Below are 13,521 nucleotides of genomic sequence, written 5' to 3'. Positions count from 1 at the left end.
GTGAGGTATATCCGCCAGCCCTGCCGCGCCCACTTCCTGTGCGAAAAACGCATGGGCGACGGCCGGTTCTGGGTCAAGGGCATCGAAGTTGCCTTCGACGCGCAGACTCGCATTCAAGATGCGCTCAACACCTTCATTTCTGGGTACGCCTTTGAAACTGTATTGCCGCGCCAAAGGGGTGGAAGGCACAGCGCATTCTCGTTGATGGAAATGTATATTGCTCGTATCGGCTGATACGCCAATGGATCCTCTGGATAGCATACTATGCTGGTTCAAAGGGGTGAGCTCTCCATTGATTGAAATGTCCTGTTTCATTGACGACCGTTCGAAAGAAGGCCGGATGTCCGCGAGTGGTTTCGGCAGCCTAGGGCACTTTGGATCCAAAAATCCAGCGAAAATCTGACGACCCGGCGTAAACTAGCGCATCGGTTGAGAGTGCCCCGGTCAGCGACTCTCTGGGTGAAATTCGCGACATGCTGAGTTGCGCTTTCTAACCGCCAAACCCGGATAGGTTTCCGAACGAGCCAATCGCACCAGTCAGAATTGGAGAAACAATGGCGATGATTGCCTTCAGCGCATCAAGGCTTGCGATTCGTTGGATGTCGAAGCCTGCCACATCCTGTGCCAGTTCGTGCTTCCCGGCGGCGTCAACTGTTTCATGAAAGGCGTCGATACGGACCTTCAGAAACAGACTGACGGGCAGGTAATAGGACAGGATCAACACAGAATAGGTGACACCCCGATACATCGACAGCGAACTGACCAGTTCGCCATGGGCTTTGCGCATATTGTCATCCAGAATGGCGTCACCGGGCCATGACATCCATGACAACATCAAAACCATTCCTGTGGTCAGCAAAATGCCCGAGCAATAGAGATACCGTTGCGTGGCCTCTTGCGCGGTTTTCAGGATACGTGCCTCGGCTTCTAGGTCAGGATGTACGGCCTGGCCAACGCTGCTAGGGCGGGACAGCGCCAGAACCATCCCGGCGATCACTGCACCTGCGGAGAGAGAGGTCAGGATGTTTACCCGATCCAACAAGTACTCCATCGCGAAATAGGCACCTTGCTGGCCGCATTTCTTGGACAGACTGCCAGCCACATCACAGCCGGGCAGATTGGCTGGCATCATCAATGCGTGAAACAAGTTTTCTCCAAGTAAGGACTGACTTTCAAAGCTTGCAGGCATCCAATCCGGTTCGAACGTCGAAAAACTAAGCGAGACCGCAATGATTCCCAGAATGCCGACCAACGTGGTCAGGATCGACCGCCGTGTGTGGCGCGAATAAAGCTCGAACACAAAAATGGCCGTGACCGAGATCGTCGCCCCTCCGAAGAAGAACACGGCAGCCAGAAAGCGATACCTCGCACTGAGTTCGATCAAGTTGGCTTGGTCTTTCAGCTCCAACCCCTCAAGGTGCACCGAGGTGTCCCCAAACGTACCCAGCAGATATTCGGCCATGATAAGGACCCCAACGGGCAGAAGCATGATCAGCAGGTATCGCGGGTCAATTTGCAGCTTGGTCATATCTGTCGCGCGTTTCATCGCCATACTCCGATCAGGCCAGCGCTATGTCGGCAATCAGCGCTTTGCGGCTGTCGGCCAGCTTGTCACGCACGATGTCACGTAGATCGGCATAGATGTCGGGGCTGAGGGTCAGTTTCTGGGCGGACAACCAATACTGCAATTCGTTCTTGCCCCATGACACGAACAGCACGTTTTGTTTGCGATCCTTGAAGGTGAAATTGAACGCACCCAAGGCCATGCTGATGACACCTCCTGCCGCCTCGGCGCTGCCGATCTGGAAATTGCCGCCGGTGGATGACGAGGTTTCGAAATCGAATAGTTTGATTTTGTCGTCATCCTCCGTCAGCCCGCGCAAGGCTTCGATGGCGCTTTGAACAATGCGGAACTGATTGCCCGTTGCGACCTGCGCCAAAGTGGCCAAAATGACCTTGTCGAAGCTGCCATTGCCTTTCATTTTCTGGCTGGACTCGACCGGCGCAGCCTCGCGCGCCCATCCCAGAATGCTGAGCATCTCCATGTATTTTACGAACCACGCTTCACGTTCTTTCACCGGGTCAAAGGCCGCATCTGCGGCGCGCTGGGCGAAGAGCGTAGACAGTAAAACGTCTTCCTTTTGCTGCGGAGTCAGGTTCTCGACGAAAGAAATCACGCTGGACGCGTTCACCGCCGATTGCAGTGCTTGCTGAGCGGTGGCGTTGGTGGAGTCTGGGTCGAACTGGCCTGCGGACCGGGTGCTTGGTCCGGCAAAGGCGGATGGTTCAAAATCGCCTGGCGCGGACCGCGTCTTAGCCAGTATGGTGGAAATCAGCGTCGCGATCCGGTCGGCCAGTTCAGGAATCTGGTCGGGGATGCGGTCCGAAATGCGGTCCGGTTTTCCAGACGTCTGAGGCTTGTCAGGTTTGTCCGGTTTTGGGTGCGCCCCGGGCTTATGCGGTCGCAGAGGAGACTTGCTGGGCAGCGCACTGTCCCGAAACGCGGGCGGCCACGTGGCGTTGGTGCCCCGCGTGTCGATATGGGTGAAGCTGTTGTAGCGCCCGATGCCGCCGGTAAAGAACCCCTCTTTATCGCGCAACCAGCGCAAGGCCGTCGCAACCTTGGGCGCGTCCATTCCCGAGACCTGAAAGTCCAGCGCCCGGAAGGCCATATGCTGGCTGGACGTCGCGCCGCCGATGCATTTGTTATAGGCGGGTCCACGATAGGCATTGGTGATTGCAATCGGCTTGCCCAGCCTGTCGCGCAGATGGTCGATGGCCCGCGCGGTTTTCGCAATGTTGTTCCACAGGTTGCGTGGAGGGTAGCGGTTCTTGCCCTGACACCGCCCACCGGGCGTGTTGTGTCCACCGCCCAGAACCAGAAACTCGTCGGTCGAGAAGTTTCGCAGCCGCAGGGATCGGATGAACCTATCAAAATCCGCATAATCCGGCCAGTTCAGCGCGGCAGAACTGCGAAATCCTGCGCCGCGCGACTTGGCTTCAAGGATGGCTTTTACGTCGTCATCTGGGATCTGGTCGTGCGCGTCGCCTTCTTCATCCTCGGCGCTGGCGCGTGTCTGGCTACTACTGCTGGACGTGGTGCGCCCGCCGCGTGTTGGGATCAGGGTGAAAGGCCGATCCGTGACAAAGTTCGGCTCTTTCAGCAGGGTTTCAAACAATTGTGGCGTTTGGCTGTCGCTGTTGATCTCGGCGTCGATGGCGGTGCGGAAGGACCGATAGTCCCCCTTGAATGCACCATCTGCCCAAACCTTCAAAAGCGCGCCTGTGAAGGCACCGTTTTGTGGGCCGTCCATCGCATATTGCGTGTCCATGCAGGCCCCAAGGTTCAGGACTGACGCTTGGATTGGGCTGGATAGCGGCGAGGTCATGATGCTTTCTTTCAGCGCGCTATAGGATTTCGACCTCTCGCGATAGATCGCTTCATTCGCGCGCCACACACGGTCTTCGATGTGCAAGGGCATGGCGCGCACGTTCGGGTTCACGCCCATATCCATCGGGCGACCAAACAGCATGGCTGGCGCATCAGGCCCCACACGGATCATCGATCCCGAATGGCAGGTGTCCGGCACGACTAGAACGCGTACGCCTGCCTTGAACTTGGTCCACAGCATGTAAAGCTCGTCATCGGCGATCTGGAAATCATAAAGACACAAGGTCTCGTCCATCTTTTCGTCGCCATCGTGATCCTCGTCCTGATTGAAATCAGGCAAACGCCCGCCGTGGCCTGAAACGGTGAACAGGAACATGTCGCCTGCTTTTAGTTCGGCCGCCGCACGTTCGATTTCGTCGACCACATTCTGACGGGTGCCGTCGGTGGTCAGAAGGCGGGTGGGGGTAAAGCCCTCGGCCTCGGCCAAGGCTTCCATGTCCAGCGCGTCGGCCTCGCAGGCGGAAAGCCTGCCGTCCCACCCGCCATAATGCGCGGGGTCCACCAAATTCAGGCCCACATGCAGCGACATCCCCTTGGGCGTGCCGCCCGCGATGACCGGGGCCGGATGAAGGTCTGCTTCCAGATCACTGGCCAAACCAAACGGCCCGCTGATGACTGGAGGCGTATTGGTGCGCCCCGCCTCGATGTTCTTGATCTCTTTATGGAAGGCGCGCGCGACCTCGGCATATCCAGTGTTGTCGGGGTGAAGCTCGTCAAACCAGTTTTTGTCGGCCACCAGCCCGCGACAATCGATATAGGTTGTGTTGGGCACCGACTTTGCCAACCGCCGCAGACGCCGATTGAAGGCGTCCATCATCTCGACCGCGATGGCGCGTTGCAGTTTCTTGTCTTTGATCCCCTGCGTTTCCATCGGCGCGCCCAGCCATTTGCCGCCATCCGGAATCGGATAGTCATAGCCGTGGCACAACACGTTTACATGCGGGAAGTGCTGCTGCACGTCGCGGAACATGCGCCCGTAATTGTGGATCGCGTCGTCCAGCAAGGTTTGGAAAGACGGCAGTAGATAGTCCGCAGGTTTCAGCGCCGGGTCGTATGCCTCAAGATGCGCGGCAAGCGCCCCCCCTGCGACCAGATCATTGCCGCCGCCAGACAGCAGAAGGATCTCGCCCTTCTGGTCTTCCAAGGCGCGCAGATACTCTTGCTTGTCCGCCATCCTTTTCAGCAGATCGCCAGCCGCCCCCAGCGAAAACACCGCATAGGGTTTCATCAGGTAATCGATGGTGTCGTGCAAGCGCACCGGGTACTGAAACCAGCTGTCGCCCTCGGACACCACGATCGGCCCCGAATAGCCAGCGGCGATTTTCTTCGAGAACCTATCCTGCCGCTTCACCCGCGACGTCCAGTTGAAAAAGTTCATCGCCGCAGCCGAGCGCGAACGGGCATCTGGGCCTTCTGGGATCTCGACGGTGTCTGGGTTCAGCTTGAACATCGGGTTGAACGCACCCGAGTTTTCTTCATCCAATATGAAGTACTTGGCCAAGTCCTCTTCCGCGACGTTGGGGTCCGCCATTTGGGACATAAGCTTTTCGACTGAGATTTTGGCCATCGGTCTTCTCCTTTTGTCAGGTCACGTGTTTCTGAAATCCTCTGATGCACTCGAAAATACTGTTGGTGATGGTGGGGTCGGCGTTCAGATCGCTTTGCTGAATGCGCTCAAGATCGTGTTTCTGGTTTAGGATGCGGTTCAGGCGAAAGATCGCGCCGCTGGCGACCGCCGCGTCGTTGTCGACAAGGCTGGCCATGCCCAGAAAGGGTCGCGCCTTCAAATACTCGCCTGCGTCCGGCGTGTCGGTGCCGCGGGGCAGCGGGTATCGGTCTTCAAAGGCATTCGACACCAGATGTAGAACGGATTTGCCATAGGCGCCAAAGCAGACGCGATCTTCCAATTCTTCAGTGGGGACATAGATCCGGGCGGGCACATCCTCGGCTGCGCGCAACAGGGGTTGCACCACCGGCCCACGTGCGCGGCTTTTGCTGTGGCGGGCGGGATCCATTGCGCCGTTCATCTGCGCGATCCGTGGCAGAAGCACATTCTGCGCGCGGGGCAAACCAATGGCCGGATGCACCAGATGCATTGTGTCGAACCATGTTTCGCGGAAATCTATGCCGGGGCGGGAAAATGGCGGAGGCATGTCGGGTTTCAGCAGCGACAGCATTTCGTGCACCATCAACACGCCCGCACCTTCGGCCACGATGTGCAACTCGCACCCTGTCTGTTCTTTCAGATCCAGAAGGCTGTGTAGGAAATCCCCAACCACACCTGTGTCGGAATAACTGCGGTCCAAATGACGTTCGAAAGGCAGTTCGCCTGTGCCTTTCAAGGCGCGCATTGCGCTCATCTCGATGTCGCGCCAGAAGGCGCGCCCAACTCCGCGCACGCGGTTCTCGATCAACTCGTCTAGATGCTCGGCGGTTTCTCCGGCTTGCTCGGTGCAGCTGTCAAATAGGGTCTCCAGAACCTCCAACGACTTCTCGACGAAGCTGTTGCACCAGAAGATTGAGTACGGATATAGACCCATCGCCTTGATCGCGTTCTTTTGCGCAACGGCAGCCGCGAACGCGGGTTTGATGCCTTCCAAACTGCCGGGGATCCAAACCAGAAGCCCGCGATATTTATTCGGGTCATCTGGCGCGGCTTTGGGATCCAGCTTGCGGGTTAGATGTGCTTGCGTCCGCGTCCAGCCATCCTTGAAAGACGGGTAAGACCCGGTTGACACATGATACCCATCGTCCAGATGCATATAGTGACCAACCAGTTCAAAACACGGGGTCGAGCCGGATCTGATCTTGCCGATCACTCCCTTGGTGCCTTTCTCGCCCACCGATGCGCCGAAAGCTGCCGGGGCGGGCACGCCCAGCCGCAGCACCCAGCCATCAATGACGTTGCGCGCCCAGTCGTCGTAACTCCAAAGTCCGACCCCGGCTTGGCCCTGATAACCGCCCCATTCAGGGCCCCACGAGTTCAGGACATGGAAGCCGTGTTCATCATATCCTGTCAGCACAAACGCATGGGTGCCCAGCTTACCTTGCGCTGGCGGCCAGCCAATCACGCCGCTGTTGTCCGGCGTGGCCTGACGCCAGCCGTCATGGATGTTCGCGCTGACCAATATGGCCTGCGCGTCGTTCAGCGCTGCGTGAAAATGGTTCAAGATCGAGGACAGCCGGAAATACGCACCCAACCCAATGTCCCGCGCATTCCGTGCCTGCGCCACGCTGGTAAACCGCCGTGCAGTGTCGGGACCGTCCTTCATGTAGCATTCGCTTTGCCATCTTGTTTCGTCAGGCGGAGGCGCATCGAAAGGCCAGTCAAGACAGGCCCCATGGTGATAGAACCCCTTGATAGCCGAGCGCAGGGTTAAAACCCCTTCGTGGTCATCTGCTTTCATCGCTTCAAGCGAAGGATAACGGTCGTGGAAATGAGCCATCCGATACAGCATGTCAGCGCTGGTGATGTCCTCGGAGGGTGCGCGCGTGTCGTGCGATGACTCGCCGCGTTCAACCCGTTGCAGATGTCGTTGAATGTCGATCAAATTGGCCAGCGCAAAGCCGACGCAACGCCCGGATGCGCCTTGATGTCTGACGGTGAAGGCCGGATGCTGCAAGCCTGCGTCGTCTGGGTCACTCAGCAGTTTGGGGTCAATCGACAGTGCGTGCCTCAGGATGGCCAGGTTCGGCACATAGTTCTGATCCCTCAGATCAACCCAATCTGCTCGGACCCCGTTTTTCTTAACAAATTTGGTATCAATATCGGACATGCGCACCCGCGGCCCAGATCAGAATTTGCACTTAAATTTAGAAGACTTGTTCACCCACTCTATCACAAAGCAGGGTGTTCTCAAAATTTGGGCAGGCTAAGAGGGGTGTGTTGGGCTGTTCTCGATTGTGATCTAGTCTTAGCTAGAGCCGCTGTTTTGTCCAAATTTACGAAACAATTTTGTACGGTCAAATGCCTCTTCCAACGCGTCCGTGCGTGCTTTCACGCTGTCCCAAAGCCGTTCTTGAACCTCGGCCACGGCGCATTCCAACAGCACCAAAAGGGCCGCCATCGAATCCCACGCAGAGGGCACTGCGATGCGGGCGCTGAAGGTGTGACGCGCTAAGCGGTGAATTGGCGAGCGCCATTGGTCGGTGAACAACACGATCTCGGCTTCGCGTTCGTGGCACAACTGGCCGATGACCAGGGTGGTGTTTTCGTACCGCCGAACATCCAGCGCGATCAGGACGTCGCCCTTGCGGATGTCCAAAAGTTCGTGCGTCCACGAGGCCGAAAAGGGCAGAAGCCGTACGTCAGGCCGGATCATCTGGAGGTGCAGATAGAAATACTGCGCCAGCGTGCCGGTGATGCGACCGCCGGTGATAAAGATGCGCCGGTTTGGGTCACACAACAGCTTGCACAATGCGTCGAATTCGTCCGGGTCGACCTCGTCCAGACTGCGTTTTTGGTTCTCAAGCGCCTGCCGGGAATAGCGGTTCAGCATATGCTCTTCCGGCAGGTCGGTCTTCCAAACATCCCGCTTGGCGACGGGGTCCGAGATCATTTCCTTCAACTCGCGCCGAAGAGCAGCCTGAAACTGCGGATAGCCGTTGAACCCGGTTTTTTGCAAAAGCCGCGCGACTGTGGTGGTCGAGACCGAGGCCTTCCCCGCCAATTCCGTAATGCTGCTTAACCCAGACAGGGGATAGTCATCCAAGATCGCATTCAGAAGCTGACGCTCTGATGGGGTCATCTCCTCGCGATGTTGTAAAAGCTGATCGGTTACGCGCACGTGGCAATACCTTTTGCTGTGGATTTCACCACTCTGTCAAAAAGCCGACATAAAAATCAAGGGCGGTGAATTTTTTACGGAAAAATATTGACACAACAAATTAAGCTGTGGAACTTTTTACAAATGGAATCGCAAATGTTGAAATCCGATTTCGGTCCCGCAGTGCATGTGGACCAGTCAGCTGACGTGCCTGGCGTGATTGTGGTGTGTGAACATGCCTCGAACCGGGTGCCTGCGCATTTGGCGGGGCTTGGGTTGGATGACGAAACGCTTTGCCGCCATATTGCATGGGATCCCGGTGCGCTGCCCGTAGCCAAGGGGCTGGCGGCGCAGACCGGTGCTGTTCTGGTGTATGGCGGGATCTCACGTCTGGTCTATGATTGTAACCGCCCGCCTGACGCGCCGGATGCAATTCCATCCCGCAGCGAAGTGTTCGAAATACCCGGGAATTCGAACCTAAGCGACGCCGAGCGTGCCGAGAGGGTGGAGCAAGTCTATCGCCCGTTTACCAGCATGCTTACCGAACAAATCGGGATCCACCGCGCTTATCTTCGGATGATGGTCACGGTGCACAGTTTCACACCCATCTATCGCGGTCAGATGCGCGCGGTACAGATTGGCATTCTGCATGGCGATGATGACCGGCTGGCGCAGGCGATGATGCGAACGATCCCCGCGGGGCTTGGATTGGATGTACAGCTGAACGAGCCCTATGACGCCTCGGATGGTGTCGCGCACACGCTGAATCACCATGCGGTGCCGTATGATTTGCCGAATGTGATGATCGAGATCCGAAATGACCTGATCGAAACTCCCGAGCAACAAGCCAGCATCGCCAGCATTCTGACAGGTTGGATCAACACAGCCGAGGCCGCCATGACCGAAAGGACCACCGCGTGACTGCATTCTTGAGGGGATATGTGCGTGTCGTGGACGCCGTGAACTATCGCATCGGTCGGGTGATGATGTGGGGGCTTTTTGTGATGATGGGGATCTTGCTTTGGTCCTCGATCTCGAAGACCTTTTTCCTGCCGTCGCTCTGGACCTTGGAAATGGCGCAGTTCGCGATGGTGACATACTATATCATGGGTGGTCCGTATTCGCTCCAGATGGGGTCAAACGTGCGGATGGACCTGTTTTACCATAATTGGGATGACCGCAAGAAAGCTTGGTTCGACGCCTTCACGGTGTTCTTCTTGCTGATCTATCTGAGTGTGCTGATCTGGGGTGGAGTCGGATCGACCGCGTATTCGCTGGGATACTGGGGGGACGAACCGTTTTCGTATTTCTGGGGGCTGATTACGGGTGCCGAGGAAGTCGGGCGGCTTGAACGCTCGTCCACCGCGTGGCGGCCATATGCTTGGCCTATCAAATCCATCATGGTCATCGGCTTCTTGCTGATGCTGCTACAGGCTATTTCCGAGCTGTTCAAAGACATCGCCCGCATTCGTGGCAACGAGATTGGTGTGACACGCGCATGAGCCAAGAATATATCGCTATTTTCATGTTCGCATCGATGATGCTGATGCTGTTCACCGGCCAGCGCGTGTTCGGCGCGATCGGTGCTGTAGGTGCGATTGCAGCATTGCTTCTGTGGGGCGTGGGAGGTCAGGATATTCCGTTTTCCGCCGCGATGAAGCTGATGAAATGGTATCCGCTTCTGACCCTGCCGATGTTCATCTTCATGGGCTATGTCCTCAGCGAAAGCCGCTTGGCTGATGACCTGTATCGCATGTTCCATGTCTGGATGGGTCCAGTGAACGGAGGTCTTGCGATCGGTACCATCGGCCTGATGGTGTTGGTGTCAGCCATGAACGGGCTGAGTGTCGCGGGCATGGCCATTGGGGCCACCATCGCGCTGCCCGAACTTCTGCGCCGGGGCTATGACAAAATCATGGTCACTGGGGTTATCCAGGCGGGGTCCAGTTTGGGAATCCTCGTGCCGCCCTCGGTCGTGTTGGTGCTTTATGCGATGATCGCGCGTCAGCCCGTTGGGCAGCTGTGGCTGGCAGGTGTATTGCCCGGTCTGATGATGGCGTCACTGTTCATCATCTACATTTGGTTGCGCTGCAAAATCCAACCGGAACTTGGACCCGCAATGGAGGACGCCCACGAAGTCTCGCGCGCCGAGAAGATCCGCCTGCTGGGTGCGGGCGTGCTGCCGCTGGCCATCTTTGCTGCGATGATGGTGCCCTTCGTGAACGGCTGGACCTCGCTTGTAGAAAGCTCGGCCATTGGTGCGCTGACCGCTTTGGTCGCGTCTGTCGCCAAACGCCGCATGACGTGGCATATCTTCGAGACCTGCACCAAACAGACTCTGCTGATTTCCTGCATGTTCATGTGGATCATTCTGGCAGCTCTGGGCTTTGGTGCAGTCTTTGACGGGCTTGGTGCAGTCAAGGCGATCGACAACCTGTTTACCGAACAGCTTGGGCTGAATCCGTGGGTCATTTTGATCCTGATGCAACTAAGCTTTATCATCATGGGCACGTTTCTGGATGACACCGCGATGCTGGTCATCGTGGCGCCGCTTTACGTGCCCTTGGTCAATGTGCTGGGCTTCGACCTGATCTGGTATGGGGTGCTTTACACCATCACCACCCAGATCGCGTATATGACGCCGCCCTTTGGCTATAACCTGTTTCTTATGAGGGCCATGGCACCGCCAGAAATTGGGCTGGGGGATATATACCGTTCGATCGTGCCATTCGTCCTTATCATGGTGGTGGCGTTGGCAATCATCATGACCTTCCCCCAGATCGCCCTGTGGCTGCCCAATTACGTTTACGGAAAGTAACGAGAATAAAAACAACCAACTAGGAGAGAGAAGATGACGACAAGACGTAAGTTTTTAACCACCGCTGGGGTCGGCATGGCCGCAGCTCCTTTGGCAACGCCTGCGATTGCGCAGAACACGATCAAGTGGCGGATGCAGACCTATGCGGGTCCAGCGCTTGCTGCTCACGTGATCGATCCTGCGATCGAGATGTTCAACAAGATCGCAGGCGACCGCATGCAGATCGAGTTGTTCTATGCCGACCAGCTTGTCCCAACAGGCGAGCTGTTCCGCGCCATGCAGAAAGGCACGATTGATGCGGTGCAGTCGGATGACGACTCGATGGCGTCGCCCACGGATGTGACCGTTTTCGGCGGCTACTTCCCCTTCGCCTCGCGCTATTCTCTGGATGTGCCGGTGCTGTTCAACCAGTACGGCCTGAACGAGATTTGGGACGAAGAATATTCGGCCGTTGGCATCAAGCATGTCAGCGCTGGGTCATGGGACCCCTGTCACTTTGCCACCAAGGATCCGATCAACTCGCTTGCCGATCTGAAAGGCAAACGTGTCTTCACCTTCCCAACCGCAGGCCGCTTCCTGTCGCAGTTCGGCGTGGTTCCAGTGACCCTGCCGTGGGAAGACATTGAGGTCGCTGTGCAAACCGGCGAGCTGGATGGGATCGCATGGTCGGGCATCACGGAAGACTACACCGTGGGTTGGGCCGATGTGACCAATTACTTCCTGACTAACAACATCTCGGGCGCCTGGGCCGGGTCGTTCTTTGCGAATATGGATCGCTGGAACGAGCTGCCGGAAGACCTGCAAACGCTGTTCCGCGTCTGCTGTGACCAGTCGCACTATTATCGCCAGTGGTGGTATTGGGGCGGTGAAGCCAACCTGCGCGTCAATGGCGACAAGATGAGCCTGACCACCATCCCGGACGAGGAATGGGCACAGGTCGAAGAAGCCGCCGTCGCTTTCTGGGACGAGATCGCCGCAGAAAGCCCGACCAAGGCCAAAGTGGTCGAAATATTCCGCAAGTATAACGCCGACATGCAGAAGGCTGGACGGCCTTACCGCTACGGTTAATGATGCCGCGTGGGGCGGCGACCTGCCGCCCCCGCATTTCTTGAAAGAGGCAGTTATGACACTCGACGATCTGAAAGCCCAATTTGCCGAGGGCAGCATCGATACGGTCCTGGTATGTCTGGTCGACATGCAGGGGCGCCTGATGGGCAAGCGGTTCCATGCGGGCCATTTTTTGAATGGGGCGTATGAAGAAACCCATTGCTGCAACTATCTGCTGGCAACGGATCTCGAGATGGGAACGCCTGATGGCTATGCCTCGACCTCTTGGGAAAATGGTTATGGCGACTACGTGATGAAGCCTGACCTGTCGACCCTGCGCCCAGTCCCGTGGCTTGAAGGGACAGCGATGGTGCTTTGCGATGTGCTGGACCACCATACGCATGCGGATGTACCCCATTCGCCGCGTGCGATCCTGAAACGTCAGGTTGCGCGTTTGGCCGAACTGGGCTTTGACGCGATGACCGCGACCGAACTGGAATTCTTCCTGTTCGAGAAGAGCTTTGAAGAGATCAGCAAAGGCGGGTTCCGTGATCTGACCCCGATCTCGGCCTATAATGAAGATTACCACATCCTGCAGACCACCAAGGAAGAACACGTGATGCGGCCGATCCGCAATCACCTGTGGAACGCGGGTCTGCCGATCGAGAACTCGAAGGGTGAGGCTGAGACCGGTCAGGAAGAACTGAACATCAAATACGCCCCCGCGATGGACAATGCCGAGTATCACTCGATTGCCAAACACGCGGTGAAGGAAATCGCGTGGCAGCAGGGCCATGCTGCGACTTTCCTGCCGAAATGGCATCACGACAAGGTTGGCTCGTCCAGCCACGTGCACCAGTCGCTGTGGAAGGACGGCGCGAATGCGTTTTACGACGCGGACGATGAGCTGGGCATGTCGGATCTGATGAAGAACTACATGGCGGGGCTGTTGAAATATGCGCCGGACTACACCTATTTCATGGCGCCCTATATCAACTCGTATAAGCGTTTCATGAAGGGTACGTTTGCCCCTACGCGGATCATATGGTCGGTGGATAACCGAACGGCGGGCTTCCGTCTTTGCGGTGAAGGAACCAAAGCGGTGCGCGTGGAATGCCGTATCCCTGGATCTGACATGAACCCTTATCTGGCCATAGCTGGAATGCTGGCTGCAGGTATTGCTGGCATCGAAGAAGGGTTGGCGCTTCAGGCCCCGACCACTGGCGATGTCTATCAGGGGGATACTGGAATGATCCCAGGCAATCTGTCCGCCGCACGCGATGCGCTGCATGGGTCTGCGATGTTGCGGGCTGCGATGGGGGATGATGTGGTTGACCACTATACCCGCGCCGCCGAGGTCGAGATCGAAGAGTTCGAGCGCGTCGTGACCGATTGGGAAATCGCGCGCGGGTTCGAGCGGGCGTAACGAGGTCAGTCTG

Annotated in this window: 10 protein-coding genes; 6 read left to right on the top strand and 4 right to left on the bottom strand. The window is 57.1% G+C overall.

All coding sequences use genetic code 11. The features are described 5' to 3' along the window. Nucleotides 1-234 carry a hypothetical protein gene (locus ACXAH3_RS06990; protein WP_474861359.1) on the top strand — a complete coding sequence of 78 codons (234 nt, stop codon included), beginning with the start codon at nt 1-3 and terminating at the stop codon, nt 232-234. A 256-nt stretch (nt 235-490) separates the two neighbouring features. Here the strand turns inward: ACXAH3_RS06990 and ACXAH3_RS06985 are convergent, their stop codons facing one another. From ACXAH3_RS06985 to ACXAH3_RS06970, 4 genes are all read right to left on the bottom strand, one after another. Continuing rightward, nucleotides 491-1,546, bottom strand: coding sequence for a hypothetical protein (locus ACXAH3_RS06985; RefSeq protein ID WP_474861358.1), 1,056 nt, complete (start codon nt 1,544-1,546; stop codon nt 491-493). 13 nt (nt 1,547-1,559) lie between these two features. Next, nucleotides 1,560-5,018 carry a D-Ala-D-Ala carboxypeptidase family metallohydrolase gene (locus ACXAH3_RS06980; protein ID WP_474861357.1) on the bottom strand — a complete coding sequence of 1,153 codons (3,459 nt, stop codon included), beginning with the start codon at nt 5,016-5,018 and terminating at the stop codon, nt 1,560-1,562. Between the two features lie 16 nt (nt 5,019-5,034). Continuing rightward, on the bottom strand, nt 5,035-7,227 hold the full coding sequence (locus ACXAH3_RS06975; RefSeq protein ID WP_474861356.1) for a hypothetical protein: 2,193 nt from the start codon (nt 7,225-7,227) through the stop codon (nt 5,035-5,037). Nucleotides 7,228-7,365: 138 nt separating this feature from the next. Continuing rightward, nucleotides 7,366-8,238, bottom strand: a complete 873-nt coding sequence (locus ACXAH3_RS06970) for a MurR/RpiR family transcriptional regulator (RefSeq protein ID WP_474861355.1) — start codon at nt 8,236-8,238, stop codon at nt 7,366-7,368. Nucleotides 8,239-8,373: 135 nt separating this feature from the next. On the opposite strand from ACXAH3_RS06970, the gene ACXAH3_RS06965 reads away from it, so the two are divergent. The 5 genes from ACXAH3_RS06965 (at nt 8,374) to ACXAH3_RS06945 (ending at nt 13,508) form a co-directional block, all read left to right on the top strand. After that, complete coding sequence (locus ACXAH3_RS06965) at nt 8,374-9,138, top strand: N-formylglutamate amidohydrolase (RefSeq protein ID WP_474861354.1); 765 nt, start codon at nt 8,374-8,376, stop codon at nt 9,136-9,138. A 62-nt stretch (nt 9,139-9,200) separates the two neighbouring features. Next, the gene (locus ACXAH3_RS06960; protein ID WP_474861809.1) at nt 9,201-9,719 is read left to right on the top strand and encodes a TRAP transporter small permease subunit; all 519 of its coding nucleotides are present in this window, start codon (nt 9,201-9,203) and stop codon (nt 9,717-9,719) included. Next, nucleotides 9,716-11,035: a TRAP transporter large permease gene (locus ACXAH3_RS06955; RefSeq protein ID WP_474861353.1), complete on the top strand. Its 1,320-nt coding sequence runs from the start codon at nt 9,716-9,718 to the stop codon at nt 11,033-11,035. The genes ACXAH3_RS06960 and ACXAH3_RS06955 overlap by 4 nt, the downstream gene beginning before the upstream one ends. A 33-nt stretch (nt 11,036-11,068) precedes the next feature. Further along, complete coding sequence (locus ACXAH3_RS06950) at nt 11,069-12,103, top strand: TRAP transporter substrate-binding protein (RefSeq protein ID WP_474861352.1); 1,035 nt, start codon at nt 11,069-11,071, stop codon at nt 12,101-12,103. Nucleotides 12,104-12,158: 55 nt separating this feature from the next. Further along, nucleotides 12,159-13,508, top strand: coding sequence for a glutamine synthetase family protein (locus ACXAH3_RS06945; protein ID WP_474861351.1), 1,350 nt, complete (start codon nt 12,159-12,161; stop codon nt 13,506-13,508). Nucleotides 13,509-13,521 lie beyond the last annotated feature (13 nt).

Source organism: Aliiroseovarius sp. ABM4_368, from assembly GCF_056161205.1.
The sequence above is the reverse complement of the archived record's forward strand: the minus strand, read 5'-3'. Positions and strand labels throughout refer to the sequence as shown.

Excerpts from the sequence above, each read along its gene's own strand:
- ACXAH3_RS06985 (WP_474861358.1), bottom strand. The coding sequence starts at position 1,546 with ATGAAACGCGCGACAGATATGACCAAGCTGCAAATTGACCCGCGATAC.
- ACXAH3_RS06980 (WP_474861357.1), bottom strand. The coding sequence starts at position 5,018 with ATGGCCAAAATCTCAGTCGAAAAGCTTATGTCCCAAATGGCGGACCCC.
- ACXAH3_RS06975 (WP_474861356.1), bottom strand. The coding sequence starts at position 7,227 with ATGTCCGATATTGATACCAAATTTGTTAAGAAAAACGGGGTCCGAGCA.
- ACXAH3_RS06965 (WP_474861354.1), top strand. The coding sequence starts at position 8,374 with ATGTTGAAATCCGATTTCGGTCCCGCAGTGCATGTGGACCAGTCAGCT.
- ACXAH3_RS06960 (WP_474861809.1), top strand. The coding sequence starts at position 9,201 with ATGATGTGGGGGCTTTTTGTGATGATGGGGATCTTGCTTTGGTCCTCG.
- ACXAH3_RS06955 (WP_474861353.1), top strand. The coding sequence starts at position 9,716 with ATGAGCCAAGAATATATCGCTATTTTCATGTTCGCATCGATGATGCTG.
- ACXAH3_RS06950 (WP_474861352.1), top strand. The coding sequence starts at position 11,069 with ATGACGACAAGACGTAAGTTTTTAACCACCGCTGGGGTCGGCATGGCC.
- ACXAH3_RS06945 (WP_474861351.1), top strand. The coding sequence starts at position 12,159 with ATGACACTCGACGATCTGAAAGCCCAATTTGCCGAGGGCAGCATCGAT.